18 protein-coding genes and 2 tRNA genes are annotated in these 15,983 nt (G+C 66.6%); 8 read left to right on the plus strand and 12 right to left on the minus strand.

The window, feature by feature from the left end:
- Window positions 1–251: 251 nt before the first annotated feature.
- The 5 genes from ampE to N7573_RS10580 form a co-directional block, all read right to left on the minus strand.
- Window positions 252–1,139, minus strand: coding sequence for a regulatory signaling modulator protein AmpE (ampE, locus tag N7573_RS10560; RefSeq protein WP_032127176.1), 888 nt, complete (start codon window positions 1,137–1,139; stop codon window positions 252–254).
- A gap of 134 nt (window positions 1,140–1,273) precedes the next feature.
- A complete protein-coding gene (gene nudC / locus N7573_RS10565; protein ID WP_049461256.1) occupies window positions 1,274–2,179 on the minus strand; it encodes an NAD(+) diphosphatase in 906 nt (301 codons plus the stop codon).
- A gap of 146 nt (window positions 2,180–2,325) precedes the next feature.
- Window positions 2,326–2,718: an iron-sulfur cluster insertion protein ErpA gene (erpA, locus tag N7573_RS10570; protein ID WP_005419789.1), complete on the minus strand. Its 393-nt coding sequence runs from the start codon at window positions 2,716–2,718 to the stop codon at window positions 2,326–2,328.
- A gap of 31 nt (window positions 2,719–2,749) precedes the next feature.
- Entirely contained in the window at window positions 2,750–3,214 is a 465-nt protein-coding gene (locus N7573_RS10575; RefSeq protein WP_006398829.1) for a polymer-forming cytoskeletal protein, read from the minus strand.
- Between the two features lie 4 nt (window positions 3,215–3,218).
- The gene (locus N7573_RS10580; protein WP_019336613.1) at window positions 3,219–3,962 is read right to left on the minus strand and encodes a DUF6776 family protein; all 744 of its coding nucleotides are present in this window, start codon (window positions 3,960–3,962) and stop codon (window positions 3,219–3,221) included.
- A 179-nt stretch (window positions 3,963–4,141) separates the two neighbouring features.
- On the opposite strand from N7573_RS10580, the gene N7573_RS10585 reads away from it, so the two are divergent.
- The 3 genes from N7573_RS10585 to N7573_RS10595 are packed head-to-tail and all read left to right on the plus strand — an operon-like array spanning window position 4,142 to window position 8,890.
- Entirely contained in the window at window positions 4,142–4,759 is a 618-nt protein-coding gene (locus N7573_RS10585) for a DUF4126 domain-containing protein (protein ID WP_005411305.1), read from the plus strand.
- A gap of 44 nt (window positions 4,760–4,803) precedes the next feature.
- A complete protein-coding gene (locus N7573_RS10590; RefSeq protein ID WP_049424052.1) occupies window positions 4,804–6,690 on the plus strand; it encodes an EAL domain-containing protein in 1,887 nt (628 codons plus the stop codon).
- A 1-nt stretch (window position 6,691) separates the two neighbouring features.
- The gene (locus N7573_RS10595; RefSeq protein WP_279913386.1) at window positions 6,692–8,890 is read left to right on the plus strand and encodes an ATP-binding protein; all 2,199 of its coding nucleotides are present in this window, start codon (window positions 6,692–6,694) and stop codon (window positions 8,888–8,890) included.
- 58 nt (window positions 8,891–8,948) lie between these two features.
- On the opposite strand, the gene bfr is transcribed toward N7573_RS10595, so the two are convergent.
- From bfr to N7573_RS10610, 3 genes are all read right to left on the minus strand, one after another.
- The gene (gene bfr, locus N7573_RS10600; protein WP_005419804.1) at window positions 8,949–9,419 is read right to left on the minus strand and encodes a bacterioferritin; all 471 of its coding nucleotides are present in this window, start codon (window positions 9,417–9,419) and stop codon (window positions 8,949–8,951) included.
- Between the two features lie 143 nt (window positions 9,420–9,562).
- A complete protein-coding gene (locus N7573_RS10605) occupies window positions 9,563–9,772 on the minus strand; it encodes a bacterioferritin-associated ferredoxin (protein WP_005411309.1) in 210 nt (69 codons plus the stop codon).
- A gap of 108 nt (window positions 9,773–9,880) precedes the next feature.
- Window positions 9,881–10,501: an RNA pyrophosphohydrolase gene (locus tag N7573_RS10610; RefSeq protein WP_032127170.1), complete on the minus strand. Its 621-nt coding sequence runs from the start codon at window positions 10,499–10,501 to the stop codon at window positions 9,881–9,883.
- A 121-nt stretch (window positions 10,502–10,622) separates the two neighbouring features.
- Here N7573_RS10610 and N7573_RS10615 point away from each other — a divergent pair.
- Together N7573_RS10615 and N7573_RS10620 are read left to right on the plus strand one after the other, a co-directional pair.
- Window positions 10,623–10,699, plus strand: a tRNA-Met gene (locus N7573_RS10615).
- A gap of 55 nt (window positions 10,700–10,754) precedes the next feature.
- A tRNA-Gln gene (locus N7573_RS10620) sits at window positions 10,755–10,829 on the plus strand.
- Between the two features lie 303 nt (window positions 10,830–11,132).
- Here N7573_RS10620 and rpsI read toward each other — a convergent pair.
- Together rpsI and rplM are read right to left on the minus strand one after the other, a co-directional pair.
- Complete coding sequence (gene rpsI, locus N7573_RS10625) at window positions 11,133–11,525, minus strand: 30S ribosomal protein S9 (RefSeq protein WP_005411311.1); 393 nt, start codon at window positions 11,523–11,525, stop codon at window positions 11,133–11,135.
- Between the two features lie 2 nt (window positions 11,526–11,527).
- Complete coding sequence (gene rplM, locus N7573_RS10630; protein ID WP_005414692.1) at window positions 11,528–11,956, minus strand: 50S ribosomal protein L13; 429 nt, start codon at window positions 11,954–11,956, stop codon at window positions 11,528–11,530.
- Window positions 11,957–12,153: 197 nt separating this feature from the next.
- Between rplM and coq7 the strand changes: the two genes are divergently transcribed.
- Complete coding sequence (coq7, locus tag N7573_RS10635; RefSeq protein ID WP_032127169.1) at window positions 12,154–12,798, plus strand: 2-polyprenyl-3-methyl-6-methoxy-1,4-benzoquinone monooxygenase; 645 nt, start codon at window positions 12,154–12,156, stop codon at window positions 12,796–12,798.
- 82 nt (window positions 12,799–12,880) lie between these two features.
- On the opposite strand, the gene sugE is transcribed toward coq7, so the two are convergent.
- Window positions 12,881–13,201 carry a quaternary ammonium compound efflux SMR transporter SugE gene (sugE, locus tag N7573_RS10640; protein WP_005411314.1) on the minus strand — a complete coding sequence of 107 codons (321 nt, stop codon included), beginning with the start codon at window positions 13,199–13,201 and terminating at the stop codon, window positions 12,881–12,883.
- Between the two features lie 168 nt (window positions 13,202–13,369).
- The gene (speD, locus tag N7573_RS10645) at window positions 13,370–14,164 is read right to left on the minus strand and encodes an adenosylmethionine decarboxylase (RefSeq protein ID WP_006473908.1); all 795 of its coding nucleotides are present in this window, start codon (window positions 14,162–14,164) and stop codon (window positions 13,370–13,372) included.
- 149 nt (window positions 14,165–14,313) lie between these two features.
- Between speD and crp the strand changes: the two genes are divergently transcribed.
- Window positions 14,314–15,003, plus strand: coding sequence for a cAMP-activated global transcriptional regulator CRP (gene crp / locus N7573_RS10650; RefSeq protein WP_010482649.1), 690 nt, complete (start codon window positions 14,314–14,316; stop codon window positions 15,001–15,003).
- A gap of 62 nt (window positions 15,004–15,065) precedes the next feature.
- Window positions 15,066–15,827 carry a sulfite exporter TauE/SafE family protein gene (locus N7573_RS10655; RefSeq protein WP_014038735.1) on the plus strand — a complete coding sequence of 254 codons (762 nt, stop codon included), beginning with the start codon at window positions 15,066–15,068 and terminating at the stop codon, window positions 15,825–15,827.
- Window positions 15,828–15,983 lie beyond the last annotated feature (156 nt).

A 15,983-nucleotide genomic window follows, 5' to 3' on the forward strand; every position in this document is an offset into this window, starting at 1 on the left:
TCCACGCATGGCGTGGATCTACCGTGTCGACCAAGGTCGACACCTACCAACAGCCGCGGGAATCTGTCGAAGGCGGGGTGGGTCGGATGGCGGGGGTGTGAGCCGCATGGATGCGGCGACCAAGCCTCCACGGACGGATTCACGGCGTCCCCCGCCATCCGACCCACCCCGCCAACCCGCAGCAATCCAGCTGTTGCTGTTGCTGTTGCTGTTGCCTCTGCAGGTGCAGGGCTGCAAGCCCTGCAAAGCAACTACGTCACCCAGCCTGCAATCACCAGCAGGGCCAGGATCGCCAGCCACAGCAGCAGCATCCGCCACACCAGGCTCATCGCATCCCGCAGGTCCGGCAACCGCTGCCACACCGGCAACAGCCCCGCCTCGGTGTAATCGTGCGCATCCTCGCGCAGCTCGGCATTGACGCTGGCCCGCGCCACCGCGCCCAGGAAGCCGATGTTGCCGGCCAGGCGCTCGCCGTGGGCCTGGCGCCAGGCCTTCCACGCCGTATCGAAGTTGCCCACCAGCGCCATCGAAAATGCCATCAGCTGCGCCACCGGCCACTCGATCCAGCCCAGCAGGCGCTGCGCCAGCGCCAGCGGCTCCACCGGCACGCGGGCACGCATCGGGCTTTCCGCCATCAGCGCCAGCAGCCGGTAACCGAGAGCACCGGCCGGGCCCAGCAGCAGGAACCAGAACAGCACCGCGAACCAGCGCCGCAAGGCGTTGAGCACGGTTGCCTCGACCAGTGACGGAATGTCCTCGCGCAGGCTGCCACCGGCCGCCTGCAGGTTACGCACCGCGGCCTGGCGCGTCGCCGCGTCATCGGCATCGATGATCGCTTCGATATCGCGGTCCAGATCGCGCGGGCCCCAGCACCACGCCAGCACCGCCACGCCCAGCAGCAGCGACGGCAGGCCGAACAGCACCCCACGCAGCAACCACGCCAGCAGCGCCATCAGCAGCAGCGGCGGCAGCAGTGCCAGGGCAACGCCGGCCGGCCCCTGCCAGGCCTTGCCACCGCGCGCGTCCAGCCAGCCCAGCCAACGCCGGAAGCCGTCGAAACGGCGCAGCGAGGCGGCAGCGGCCGGGGCAACATGGCCCAGGGCCAGTGCCACCAGCACGGCGGCCAGAGTGGTGAACATGGCAGGTCTCCCTACGAAACAGAACGCTCGGCGTCGCTACCTTACCTGTCGCAGCGGTGCCCTCAGCGGTGAACCGGACTGTAACCCGGGCCGTGTTCAGGTGGCGGCAATACAGGCGCCACCGTCAGCCCCGCTCAGCCCTTCTGCTGCCGGTACCAGTGTTCGATCAGGCCGCGCGAAATCGAGATCGGCGGCGACAGGCGGATGCCCTGGCCATCGTCCTCCACATCGCGTGCCAGTGCAGCACCGACCTCGTCGGCACTGAACCAGCGCGCATCTTCCAGCTCGCCATCCACGGTCGGCAGGTCATCTTCCGCCTGTGCACGGAAACCGATCATCAGCGCGCCCGGGAACGGCCACGGCTGCGAACCGAGGTACTGGCAGGCGGTCACCCGTACCTTGCTCTCCTCGTGCACTTCACGCACCACGGTCTGCTCGAAGGTCTCGCCGGGTTCGACGAAGCCGGCCAGCACCGAGTAACGCCGCGGTGCCCAGTTCGACTGCCGGCCCAGCAGCAGCCGGCCCTGGTTTTCCACGGCGACGATCACGGCGGGATCGACACGCGGGTAGTGCTCGGTGGCGCACTGCCCGCAGCGGCCGACGAAGCCACCACGGGCAAACGCCACGGCGCCGCCGCACACGCCGCAGAAGCGGGTGCGCGAGTGCCAGTAGGACATGCCGCGGGCATAACTGAAGGCGGTCGCATCGGCCATCGGCCACAGCAGTGCGGCCTGGCGCAGGTCGAGGCGGCGCGGGGCCGTGACGGTAACGTTGGCGGCTTCGACCGAGAACCAGGCCTGCTCGCCACGCAGGCCAAGGAAGATCGCGGCACCGGGGCCGCCGCCGATGTCGGCGCCGGTCAGCGCCAGCGGCTGGTCGTCATCGCCGGTGAAGGCGCTGCCGTCCTGATCGAGCACGAGAATGCGCGCGCCCGGCCACAGGCGCGCCAGTGCATCGGCATCGTCGCGCAGGGCATCGGCGCGCTCCAGCGGTTCGCCAACGAAGGCGAAACCGGAAAGCGGCGAAGGAGTATTGGGCATCCGGCAAGCGTGCCGCCAATCGATGCAGGTGGCAAGTTCGGCGCTGTGCGCAATCTGCCGGTGTGGGCGTGCAGGCACAGCATCCACGCATGGCGTGGATCTACTGAGGTGCCAACCTTGGTTGGCACCTTCCGGCCACAGGCCTCTTACATGCTGAAGCTGCTGCCGCAGCCGCAGGTGGTCTTGGCGTTCGGGTTGCGGATCACGAACTGGGCACCGGTCAGGCTCTCGGTGTAGTCCACCTCGGCGCCCATCAGGTACTGCAGGCTCAGCGGGTCGACCAGCAGGGTCACCCCGCTGGTCTGTACCGCCAGGTCATCCTCGGCACGGTTCTCGTCGAACTCGAACCCGTACTGGAAGCCCGAACAGCCACCGCCTTCGATGTACACGCGCAGTGCCAGGTCGGGGTTGCCCTCTTCCTGGATCAGGGATTTGACCTTGGCGGCCGCCGACTCGGTGAAGTTCAGCGGGCGCTCCAGCGACTGGTAATCGGGCGCGGCGACCGGGGTGGCGCCGGGCAGGGAGACTAGCGTGCTCATGGTGTCAGCATGGGGGTGCCGACGATGGCTTTCAAGCCATCGCCTCGGCCAGCTTGCGGCGTGCGGCGGTGTCACCCTTGCCGCCATTGGCCTCATCACCTTCCGGGGCCGGCAGGGCCGCCATCGGGGCGCTGGCATGGATCAGGCGGCCGTTCAGCTGGGCACCCGCATTCATCTCCACCACCTGGTAATGGACATTGCCATTGACCCGCGCGCTCGGGGTCAGTTCGACCTTCTCGGTGGCATGCACGTCGCCGTCCAGTCGTCCACTGATGACCACCACCTGGGCACGGATCTCACCTTCGATCACGCCATGCTCGGCGACCGTCAGGGTCGCGCCACTGGCGCCTTCGGCGGCGATCACCTTGCCATGGATGCGGCCTTCCACATACAGGCCACCACTGAATTCCACATCACCGCGGATCACCACCTGGTTGCCGATCAGGGCATCCACCACCAGCTGGCCTTCACGGTTGGATTTGCTGCTTCCGAACATCTGCCTACTCCCCTTTGGCGGCCGGCGCACCGGCCTGTTTCCAGTCGAATACCTGGGTGGTACCCCCCGTACCACTCCCCAATGTCACCCGCACGCGTTGCGGGGTGAAGTCAGCAGGCAGCATCACGCTGCCGGTGAGCTGCTGGAAGTACCGGAACGAGTAATCCTGTCCCGGTACCTTGCTGCGCTGGTGCAGATCATCCCAGCTGATCGTGGCCAGCTTGCCGTTCTTGACGCCTTCCACGGTGAAACGCATCTGCCCTTGGCTGATGGCGCCGCGGTTGAGGTTCTGTGTCAGCACGGCGGTGTACTGCCAGGTGCCGGCCGCTTCCGGGCTGAACTCGATCGAATGGGTGTTCAGGCCCTTGCGCTGGCTGGTCGAACCCACCAGGCGCTCATAGAAGGCAACGTCGGCACGCAGGCCGGCGATTTCCTCATCGCGTTCGGCCAGCGAGGACTGCACCTCGGTGTTGGCAGCGCGGCTGATGCGGTCGGAGGCTTCCAGCGTGGCCTGCTTCTGGCGCAGTTCGGTCAGCTGCGCCTGCAACGTCTCGGCGCGCTTCTCGGCGGCCTGCAGGCGCTGGCCCTGTGCATCGCGCGGCGTGGCCATCCAGCAGCCACCCAGCACGGCCAGCACCAGGCTGAGCAGCCAGATGCCACCGATCACCAGCAGGCGGCGACGGTCGGCCGGCGGTTGCGGCGCGCCGGGCAGGCGAACCTGCACGCGCATGGGAGGACGGTTGGTCATGGGTGGATTCCGGGGCATCGCGAGGGCGACACCGGTACGGCCCCTGTGGCAAACGACGGGCTAGTGTATGACAGGACGGGTGGGTTTCCTGCGCAGTGGCGAGCCACCGTCTGTGGCGTTCAGGCATGCCATCGTCGATAGTGTGGTCCCCTGCACAGTTCCGTCGCCGGAGCATCGCCATGACCGAAGCCCACCTGTTCGTGATCGGCATCCTGCTGGCTTGGCTGGCCGGCATCCGCGTCTACCTCACCGTGTTCGGTGTCGGCCTGGCCGGCCTGCTCGGCTGGGTCGACCTGCCGCCGGCCCTGCAGGCCACGGAATCGTGGTGGGTGCTGGGCACCTCGGCAGCGCTGGCGGTGACCGAATTCTTCGCCGACAAGATTCCCGGCGTCGACTCGGCGTGGGATCTGGTGCAGACCCTGGCACGCGTACCCGCAGGTGCCTTCCTTGCCGCAGCCACGCTGTCGCCGGATGGGCAGCTGGGCACCGGCGCACTTGCTGCCGGTGCCGGTGTCGCGCTGGCCAGCCATGGCCTGAAGGCCGGCACCCGCGCCCTGCTCAATACCTCGCCCGAGCCTGCCAGCAACTGGGTGGCCTCCGCCGCCGAGGACACCGTGGTGGTCGGTGGCCTGGCCCTGGCCCTGGCACACCCGTGGATCGCGCTGATCGTGGTGCTGGCCTGCAGCCTGGCCGGCGCGCTGCTGGTGTGGCTGGTCTGGCGCACCTTGTGGAAGGGCGTGCGCTGGCTGGCACGCAGTGCGTCGCCCGACAGTCCACGCCAGCCCGGTACCGGTTGATCGCCGGGCTTGTCGCATAATGGACGCGAACACCAGGAGCACCGATGGCCGCAAACGAATCCCCCGCGGGCGCCCGCCCGGGACGCGCTGAAACCCCTCCGGCCGATCATTGGCAACGCTGGACCGCTGAACCGGCGAGCGCGGTCGCCGCAGCGCCGGCCGCGGTTCCGCCGCTGGCCGCCTCCGACGCACCCGCATCGATCGGCAGCGCACCGCCGCCGTTGCCGGCCCCGGCCGTGCTTGCCGAGGCTGGCAACAACGACCAGGCGCCGCCGCCCTCCGATTCGCCCTACCGCGTGCTGATCGTCGAGGACGACCGCGCGCAGGCCCTGTTCGCACAGAGCGTGCTGCATGGCGCCGGCATGCAGGCGATCGTGCACAGCGATGCCGACGGCGCGCTGCAGGCGATCAAGGAGCATCGCCCCGACCTGATCCTGATGGACCTGCACCTGCCCGGCCTGGATGGCATGCGCCTGACCGCGCTGATCCGCCAGCAGCCTGGCCTGCAGTTGCTGCCGATCGTGTTCCTGAGCGGCGATCCGGACCCGGAACGCCAGTTCGAGGTGCTCGACAGCGGCGCCGACGATTATCTGAGCAAGCCGATCCGCCCCCGCCACCTGATCGCCGCCGTGGCCAACCGCATCCGCCGCGCACGTGCGCAGGCAGCGACCCTGCCTGGTGCTACCGGCGCACCGGCCACCAGCAATCCGGAAACCGGCCTGCCGACACGTCACCACGTGCTGCAGCAACTCAACGCCACCCTCACCCATCGCGACCGGGGCGGCGTGTTCTTCATTGAAGTGGCCAGCGCGCTGGGCCTGCGCGAACGCTATGGCTACGCCGCCTTCGAGCGCCTGATGGTGCAGGCCGGGCAGCGCCTGGCCGAGGCCGGCCATCCGCACCTGCTGGCACGCCTGAACGACAACAGCTTCCTGCTGCTGGCCCGCAATACCGATGAAGACAGCCTGGAAAGCATCGCCGCGACCCTGCGTGAGCAGCTCTCGGCGCGCGCCTTCGTGATCCGCGATGATGAATCGGTGCATCTGCGCGGCGTGGTGGGTTACGCGCCGCTGTCGCCGGGCTTCGACGATGCCAACGCTGCACTGGAAGCGGTCGAGCGCACCACCCTGCAGGCACGCCTGCTCAGCGCCGGCGTGGCGGGCCACGTGCATCGCCAGGCCGTCACCGAACAGGAACACCTGGCACTGCTGGAAGGCCAGCTGGAGCTGGCCTATCAGCCGATCGTCGCCGTCGCCGGTGGCAACACCGCGCAGTACCAGCTGCTGCTGCGCCTGCGCCAGGCCGACGGCACGGTGCTGGCGGCCGGCCAGGTGATTCCCGCCGCCGAAGCGGCAGGCCGCATCGCCGACCTCGACCAGCAGGTGATGGACCATGCGCTGGGCCTGCTGGACCTGTACAGGCACGCAACGCAACCGCTGAACCTGTTCGTTTCGCAGTCGCTGCGCACCCTGCAGCGCGATGCCTTTGGCGACTGGCTGCTGGAATCACTGCAGCAGCGTGACCTGCCCGGCAGTGCGCTGGTGATCGACGTGCGCCTGCCCGACGCGCTGATCCACACCGTGCCGCTGCAGCAGTTCTGCCAACGCATGGCCGGCGCCGGCGTGCGCTTCTGCCTGAGCCAGTTCGAACCCAGTGGCGAAGCCGATGCACTGCTGACCCAGCTGCCGCTGTCGTTCGTGCGCATGGCCGCGCGTTTCTCCAGCAGCCATTCCAACCCGGCCACGCGCGAGGAACTGCGCAAGGCGATCGAACAGGCGCATGCCGCCGGGCTGCAGATCATCGGCCAGCAGATCGAGGACCCGCAGGCCGCGGCAGCGATGTGGGTCGGCGGCGTCGATTACATCCAGGGCAACATGGTGCAGTCGGCCGGCAGTGACCTGAACTTCGACTTCCACAACGCGGTGCTCTGAGGTGCCGCTGTGGGGCGTGCTGCTGGTTGCCCTTGCTGCGGCCGTCGCACTGCTGCTGTTGGGCATGCGCCTGCGCGCGCGCAGCCGGGCACTGGCCCAGCTGCAGCGCGAGCACAGCGCGCTGGCCGCCGAGCGCGACCAGCTGCGCCATACCACCGAACGCCAGGGCCAGCTGGAACAGCAGCTGCTGCAGGCCAAGCAGGCCGCCGAAGCGGCCGTGCTGGCCAAGGGCGAGTTCCTGGCCACGATGAGCCACGAGATCCGCACGCCGCTCAACGGCATCCTGCCGATGCTGGAGCTGATCGCGCGCGGGCCGCTGGGTGAGGACCAGCGGCAGATGCTGGCCACCGCTTCGGCCAGTTCACAGCAGCTGCTGCGCATCGTCGACGACATCCTCGACTACTCCCGGCTGGAAGCGCAGGCGCTGGAACTGGAGATCACCAGCTTCAACCTGCGCGAACTGCTCGATGGCGTGGTGCAGCTGATGCAGCGCGCCGCCGATGCCAAGGGCCTGTCCCTGGCCCTGCAGCTTGACCCATCGGTGCGCCTGCCGGTGCGCGGCGACCCGGTACGCCTGCGCCAGGTGCTGAGCAACCTGCTGGCCAATGCCATCAAGTTCACCGCCCGCGGCCAGGTGCAGCTGCGCGTGCAGCGCCTGGGCGAAGGTGCGGCCCAGCACCAGCTGCGCTTCGAGATCATCGACACCGGCATCGGCATCGATGAGGCACTGCAGGCACGCCTGTTCCAGTCCTTCAGCCAGGCCGATGCCTCGACCACGCGCATCTACGGTGGCACCGGCCTGGGCCTGGCCATCTGCAAGCGCATCATCGACCTGATGCACGGGCAGATCGGCGTGCAGTCCACGCCCGGCCAGGGCGCAACGTTCTGGTTCGAGATCCCGCTGCTGAAAGTACCCGGCGACCTGCCTGCGATGGCGCGCGCCCCCGCAGCGCTACTGTTGTTCAGCGCCGATGCAACGCTGCAGGCACGCATCGAGCGCATCGCCGCCCACCATGGGCTGCAGGTGCAGGTGCTGGCACAGCTGGATGCCGTGGTCGAGCGCCTGCGCGCTCCCGCGCGGCCCGGACAACCAGCACCGGCATGGCTGATTGTCGATTCCCGCACCCGCCGCAACGGCGAGGTCACGCTGCAGCAGGCGCTGGCCGAGCGCGGCGACGATGATGCACTGCAGGTACTGTGGCTGCAGGAAGACACGCCTGCACAACGCCCGCGCCAACGCCAGCTGCTCCCGCATTTCGATGATGCAGCCCTGCATGCACTGCTGGCGGCGCCTGCCACGCCTGCCCGCCCTGCCGCTCTGCTGGCCAATGCCGAAGAAGGCTTGCCCGCACCGACGCTGCCGCCACTGCACCTGCGCGTGCTGCTGGTGGAAGACAACACGGTCAACCGGATGGTGGCCGAGCATCTGCTGCGCGTGTTCCAGTGCGAGGTGCGCAACGCCGCCGACGGCGAGCAGGCACTGGCCGCCCTTCGCGAGGGCGGCGTGGACGTGGTGCTGATGGATTGCCAGATGCCGGTGCTGGACGGCTACGCCGCCACGCGCCGCTGGCGTGCGGAAGAAACGGAAACCGGGCGCTCGCGGTTGCCGATCATCGCGATGACGGCCAACGCCATGGCCGGTGACCGCGAACGCTGCCTGCAGGCCGGCATGGACGATTACCTGTCCAAGCCGATCGCGCGCGCCACCTTGCATGCGCTGTTGAAGCGCTGGGGGCAGCGATCACGCGATGTCGTAGCGTCGAGCTTGCTCGACGGCGATGCATCCGGGGCCAGTGGGATCCCGCCAGCCGAGCATGGCCCGGCTCTACAAGAGACGAAAAGCCAAGCGGTGACGCAACCGGTGCTGGACCGTGATGTGCTGGACGAACTGCACGCGGTGATCGGCGATACCGCCCTCCAGATCGTCTCGGTGTTCCTGGAGGATGCGCCGGCGATGGTGCAGCAGCTGCAGCAGGCCGCGCAGAGCAGCGACGAGCCGCGACTGCAGGCAATCGCCCACAGCCTTAAATCATCGAGTGCGAACGTGGGGGCGTTGTCGCTGTCGGCAATCGCGCAGCGGATCGAGCACGAAGCCCGTAGTGGCAGCCTGCAGCGCCCCGCAGTGGCGGTGGCGCTGCTGGTTGCCGAATTCGCCCGGGCGCGCGTGGCGCTGACGGGCTACCTGGCACAGCATCGGTAGCGTCGAGCTTGCTCGACCATCGCCATGCTGATCACAGTCGAGCAAGCTCGACGCTACGTCACTCTTCCAGCTTGCTGAGCAGGTACTTCGGCTCGCCGATACGCTCGATCAGGTCGAGCTGGGTTTCCAGCCAGTCGATGTGCTCTTCTTCCGAGTCGAGGATCTTCACGAACAGCTGGCGGCTGACGTAGTCACCCACCGAATCGGAGTAGGCCACGGCCTCGCGCAGGGTCACTACGCCGTCGCGCTCCAGCGACAGGTCGCACTGCAGGATCTCGGTCGGGTTCTCGCCGATGCGCAGCTTGCCCAGCGCCTGGAAATTCGGCAGGCCTTCGAGGAACAGGATGCGGTCGGCAAGCATGTCGGCATGCTTCATCTCGTCGATCGATTCCTTGTACTCGTGTTCGGCCAGCTCCTTGATGCCCCAGTTCTTCAGCATCTTGGCGTGCAGGAAGTACTGGTTGATCGCGGTCAGCTCGTTGTAGAGGACCTTGTTGAGGAATTCGATGACCTTGGTGTCGCCCTTCATGGGGGTGCTCCTGCACGCTGAAAACGCAGGCACTTTAACGCCTTGTGCGCGGCCGTGAAGGAACGCGAATCGTGCGCATTGGCCTGTGCGGCCGCACGTGAAGGATGCGAAAGCGCGGCGTCAACGCGCCGCGAAAGAGACGATCAGGCGACCTGGGCCAGACCGAGGACCGGCAGCGGCAGATCGTGGGTGGCACGCGCCTTGGCCAGCAGATCGCCGGCCATGTCCAGGCAGGAACCGCAGGTGGCACCACAACCGGTACGCATGGTCAGTTCGGCCACCGTGCTGACGCCATGGCTGGCGGCTTCGCGGATCTGGTGGTCGGTGACTCCGTTGCAGATGCAGACGTACACAGGCGTGAACCGGGCTGACAGGCCAAGAGTGGCCTGTTGGCTATTCCAATGGAAACGAGAATGGTTGTCAATCAGAGACCTGAACCATTCTCGATACGGTTCAGACGGTCACGTGGCCGGGCCATCGCCGGTGGCCTTCTTCGGCCAGTAGCCGCGGGTCCGTGGGCGCTTGCGTGGGCGGTCATGCCCGGCGGTATGGCCCGGCATCCAGGCCTCCGCAGCGCTCTTGGGCATGGCGGTCACGCCCTGCCCGGCCACCCCGCGTGCCAGCGGCGCCAGATGTCGCAACGCACGCGCATAGACGCCGCGCTTGAACATCACCACATGCTCCACCGGGTACCAGAAGTCCACCCAGCGCCAGTGGTCGAACTCGGGCGAGTCGGTGTGGTCCAGCTTCACGTGGGATTCGTCGCCGGTCAGGCGCAGCAGGAACCAGACTTGCTTCTGGCCGATGCAGACCTGCCGCTCATTGCGGCGGATGGCCCGCGCCGGCAGCTTGTAGCGCAGCCAGCCGGGCGTCGCCCCGAGCACTTCCACATGCTCGGGCAGCAGGCCGGTCTCTTCCTGCAGTTCACGATACATGGCCTCGACAGGCGTCTCGTCGGTGTTCATGCCACCCTGCGGGAACTGCCAGCCGTCCCGGCGCACGCGTCGTGCCCAGAACACCTGGCCGTCCTGCCGCATCAGCACGATGCCGACGTTCGGTCGATAGCCGTCCGGATCGATCACGATGCGGACTCCTAAGAAAATCTACTGGCCGGGACTATCCCATGCCCTCTGTCGGCCCACAAGCACGACACAAAAGTGTTGACAGGGGCGGTACACATCCGCAGAATAGCGGGCTCACCAAGGCTATGTAGCTCAGCCGGTTAGAGCACAGCACTCATAATGCTGGGGTCGGTGGTTCGAGTCCACCCATAGCCACCACACTGAAAATCAAGTTGTTTTTCAGCGTGAAAAGTGAGAAAATAGTTGCACGTTTTGCCCCGTCGCCAAGCGGTAAGGCACCTGACTCTGACTCAGGCATTCGGTGGTTCGAATCCATCCGGGGCAGCCAAACAAAAAAGAAAAAAGCCTGATCTTTCGATCAGGCTTTTTTCTTTTTTGTTTGGTCACGCATCCCACCTTATCCCCGCGCCTGTCGGCGCGTCCCCTTGAACAACAAGGGGGCTCCTCTCCAGAGAGGGGCCCGGGGTCGGATCCTTTTTCAAAGGAAAAGGCTCTGACACCCCCTATCGCCAACCACTGGCCGGCAAAACCTGGAAATGCCTCACCCCAGAACGACAAAAGCCCGGCCGAAGCCGGGCTTTTGCTTTTCCATCCAGCGGGCTCCCGAGGGAGCCCAACCAGGCGCGGTAAATCAGCGCTTGGAGAACTGGGTGGCGCGGCGGGCCTTGTGCAGACCGACCTTCTTACGCTCGACTTCACGGGCGTCACGGGTCATGAAGCCAGCCTTGCGCAGCTCGGACTTCAGGGTTTCGTCGTACTCGACCAGAGCACGGGCGATGCCCAGACGGATCGCACCGGCTTGGCCGGTGGTGCCGCCGCCAGCGGCGGTGACCAGGATGTCGAAGCTTTCGGTGTTCTTGGTCAGCTCGAGCGGCTGGCGCACGATCATGCGCGCGGTCTCACGACCGAAGAACTCGTCCAGCGGACGGCCATTGACGGTGATGTTGCCCGAACCCTTGCGCAGGAACACGCGAGCGGTGGAGGACTTGCGGCGGCCAGTGCCGTAGTTTTGAGTGATAGCCATGATTAGATATCCAGAACCTGCGGCTGCTGTGCGGCGTGCGGATGCTCAGTGCCGGCGTAGACCTTGAGCTTGCGGTACATCTGGCGACCCAGCGGGCCCTTCGGCAGCATGCCCTTCACGGCGATCTCGATCACGCGCTCCGGGTGGCGCTCCAGCGCCTGTGCCAGGGATTCGGTCTTCAGGTTGCCGATGTAACCGGTGAAACGGTGATACATCTTGTCCTGCAGCTTCTTGCCGGTGACGGCAATCTTTTCTGCATTGATGACGACCAGGTAGTCGCCGGTATCAACGTGCGGGGTGTAGACCGGCTTGTGCTTGCCACGCAGACGGCGGGCCAGCTCGGTGGCGAGACGGCCCAGGGTCTTGCCCTCGGCGTCGACGAGGTACCAGTCGCGCTGGACGGTCTCGTTCTTGGCAGTGAAAGTGCTCATGAAGAACTCTAGGTTAGGTCGGGCTCATTGCGGCGAAAGGCTCGCCGGAACTCTGCCACGCGTTGTGAAAAGGTGAAGCGTAAGAGGCGGGATTGTACGCAGGTCAGCCCCCCGTTGCAAGCCGGCCCTTGACCGGGTTGGCAGGGGGACGGGGTCGGGCGAGAATCGCGGGGTCTTCCGCCCCACCGTGTACCGCCATGACCGTGCTCCGCCAGATCACCCCGCTGGACCACCTGCTGACCGAGGCGCAGCGCGCCCTGGACACGGTGTTCGGCAACCCGCCGGCGGCCCGCCCCTATCCGGCTGCGGACACCGACGAGCCGGGCATGGACAGCACCGAACGCCGCCACGCGGCCGGCCTGATGCGGATCAACCACGTCGGCGAGGTCTGCGCACAGGGCCTTTACTTCGGCCAGGCGGCCGTGGCCCGCGACCCGGCCACGCGTGAACACCTGCTGGAAGCGGCCCAGGAAGAAACCGACCACCTGGCCTGGTGCGCCACCCGCCTGGGCGAACTGGACAGCCGTCCGAGCCTGTTCAACCCGCTCTGGTACGCCGGCAGCTACACCATCGGCACCCTGGCCGGGCTGCGCGGCGACGGCTGGAACCTGGGCTTCGTGGTCGAGACCGAGCGCCAGGTGGAAGCCCATCTGGACGAGCACCTGGTCGACCTGCCGGCCGGCGACCTGCGCAGCCGCGCGGTCATCGCCGTGATGAAGGAAGACGAGGCCCGCCATGCGGACCACGCCGAGCAGGCCGGCGCACGCCGCCTGCCGTTCCCGATCCCGGGCGCGATGGCGCTGGCTTCAAAGGTCATGAAGACCATCGCCTACCGCATTTGACCGGGGCGCCCCACCAACGGTGGGGGCCTACCCAAGGGCACGGCGGGCCCGACGGTGGGGCCCGACCGTTGGTCGGGCCGCCTTAGTTGGGCGAGACCAGCTTCAGGCCGATCACACCGGCCACGATCAGGCCCACGCAGGCCAGGCGGGCCGGCGATGCGCTGTCGTTGAACAGGTAGATGCCCAGCACCGCCACGCCCATGGCGCCGATACCGGTCCAGATCGCGTAGGCGGTACCGACCGGGATGCTCTTCATCGCCTGGCTCATCAGGTACAGGCTGATCAGCGCGGACACGACCGTGGCAGCGGTGGGAAGGGGTTTACTGAAGCCTTCGGAGTACTTCATTCCGAGGGCGAAACCGATCTCGAACAGGCCGGCCAGCAGCAGGTAGATCCAGGGCATGGGTGGGGGCTCCTTACCTTTTTTGAGAAAAACGAAACGGCCCGGTGTTTTCACACCGGGCCGTGGGTCGGTACATCACCGTGGAACTGTAACGCGTGCGGGGCACTGGTTCCACGGGGCGGGTCGTCCCGCCTGGGCGGCGATGCCTGCGGGCATCGCACATGGGGCTTACTCGGACAGGTTCCGGCCGTGGAACAGCTCTTCGATCTCGCGCTTGAGCAGCGCTTCGATCTTCATGCGTTCCTTGAACGACAGGTTCTTGGCCTTTTCCTCGAACAGGTACTGGTCCAGGTCGAAGTCCTTCAGGTGCATCTTCGTGTGGAAGATGTTTTCCTGGTAGACGTTGACGTCGAACATCTCGTAACGCGACTTGATGTTCTTGGCCAGGAAGTTCTGGATCGAGTTGATCTTGTGATCGATGTAGTGCTTCTTGCCCTTCACATCGCGGGTGAAGCCACGGACGCGGTAGTCCATGATCACGATGTCCGACTCGAGGCTTTCGATCAGGTAGTTCAACGCCTTCAACGGCGAAATGACGCCGCAGGTGGCCACGTCGATGTCGGCGCGGAAGGTGGCGATACCTTCCTGCGGGTGCGTTTCCGGATAGGTGTGCACGGTGATGTGCGACTTGTCCATGTGCGCGACCACGGCATCGGAGATCAGCTCCTTGCCGGCCTGCTTCTTGTCGATCACCGGTTCTTCGGAGATCAGGATGGTCACCGAGGCACCCTGCGGATCGTAGTCCTGGCGGGCCACGTTCAGGATGTTGGCGCCGATGATCTCGGCGACATCGGTCAAGATTTGAGTCAGCCTGTCGGCGTTGTACTCTTCATCGATGTATTCAATGTAACGCTGACGCTCCTCTTCGGTGCGCGCGTAACACACGTCATAGATGTTGAAGCTCAGCGCCTTGGTGAGGTTGTTGAAACCCTGCAGCCTCAGGCGAGGCAACGGCTTGACCACGGCGGTCGATTCCTGTGTAAGAAGGGAAAGGGGGAATTATGGGGCAAACTGTCCCCGGGGGGAACGTGAAGAGCGCTCACATCTGGCACACTGTTTGCCCTTAACAATTGCGCTGGTTAAGCTCCGCTATCGACCCCGTGAATCCGTTCATGCGCAGAGGGAGCGCTCCTATCGTGTCAACCGTGCGCCTAGCTAGCAGTCCACTGGCCCTGGATATCGCCACAATCGATCGTTTCCTGGCGCACAGCCACAGGCGGCGATACCCCACCCGTACCGACGTCTTCCGACCCGGTGACCCGGCGGGAACCCTGTATTACGTCATCAGCGGCTCGGTTTCGATCATGGCCGAGGAAGATGACGATCGCGAGCTGGTGCTGGGCTACTTCGGTGCCGGCGAGTTCGTCGGCGAGATGGGCCTGTTCGTTGAATCGGACCGCCGCGAGGTGATCCTGAGGACCCGTACCGCCTGCGAGCTGGCCGAAATCAGCTACGAGCGCCTGCACCAGCTGTTCCTCGGCCCGCTGTCGGCCGATGCCCCGCGCCTGCTCTACGCGCTGGGCCAGCAGATCTCCAAGCGCCTGCTCGACACCAGCCGCAAGGCCAGCCGCCTGGCATTCCTGGACGTTACCGACCGGATCGTGCGCACCCTGCACGACCTGGCGCAGGAGCCGGAGGCGATGAGCCATCCGCAGGGCAGCCAGCTGCGCGTCTCGCGCCAGGAACTGGCCCGCCTCGTCGGCTGCTCGCGCGAAATGGCCGGCCGCGTGCTGAAGAAGCTGCAGACCGATGGCCTGTTGCACGCCCGCGGCAAGACCGTGGTGCTGTACGGCACCCGTTGATCGTTGAGCACCCGGTGGGTGCGGACCTTGGTCCGCACTCTTTCACGCGCTAGGCTCGGTGCATGGAACTGAGCAGCGCATTCTGGTGGTTCATCCTCATCGGCCTGGGCGCCCAGCTGGTGGACGGCGCGCTGGGCATGGCGTTCGGCCTGGTGTCGTCGTCGGTGATGCTGGCCATGGGCATTCCGCCCGCGCAGGCCAGTGCAGCCATCCACACCGCCGAGGTGTTCACTACTGGCGCCTCCGGCGTGTCGCATCTGGTCGCCGGCAATGTCGATAAGCGCCTGTTCCTGCGCCTGGCGCTGCCCGGCGCCGTAGGCGGCGCCGTGGGTGCCTACGGCCTGACCCAGCTGCCCGGCGAGGTGATCCGCCCGCTCATCTACCTGTACCTGCTGGTGCTGGCCATCATCATCCTGGCACGTGCCGCCGGCCGCCTGATGCCCAAGGGCGAGGTCAAGCGGGTGCCCGTGCTGGGCTTCGTCGCCGGCTTCCTGGATGCCAGCGGCGGGGGCGGCTGGGGGCCGGTGGCCACCTCCACCCTGCTGGCCCGCGGCGGCCAGGCACGCACCACCATCGGCACGGTGAACGCGGCCGAGTTTGTGGTCACCCTGACGGTTTCAGCAACGTTCCTGCTGTCGATGGGGCTGCATCACCTGCAGATCGTGGCCGGCCTGCTGATCGGCGGCATGATGGCCGCGCCGGTGGCCGCACTGCTGGTGAAGCGCCTGAAGGAGCGCTGGGTGCTGGTGGCCGTGGGCGTGCTGGTGCTGGGCATCAGCCTGTTCCAGATCGGGCATGCGCTGACCGGGTATCTGGCGCGCTGAGCGCTCGCCGGGCATGGCCCGGCGCTAGCTGCACGGGATTCGGTAGTGCCGGCCGCTGGCGGGCAACCCCGCAAGCCCTTCCGCAGATCATGAAGTTGCCGGCCAGCGGCCGGCCCTACCGGGTCGCAGCCCGGCACTCCATCATCCCATCCCCGG

It is taken from the genome of Stenotrophomonas sp. GD04054 (assembly GCF_029836955.1).
GTDB classification, from domain to species: Bacteria; Pseudomonadota; Gammaproteobacteria; order Xanthomonadales; family Xanthomonadaceae; genus Stenotrophomonas; species Stenotrophomonas maltophilia_A.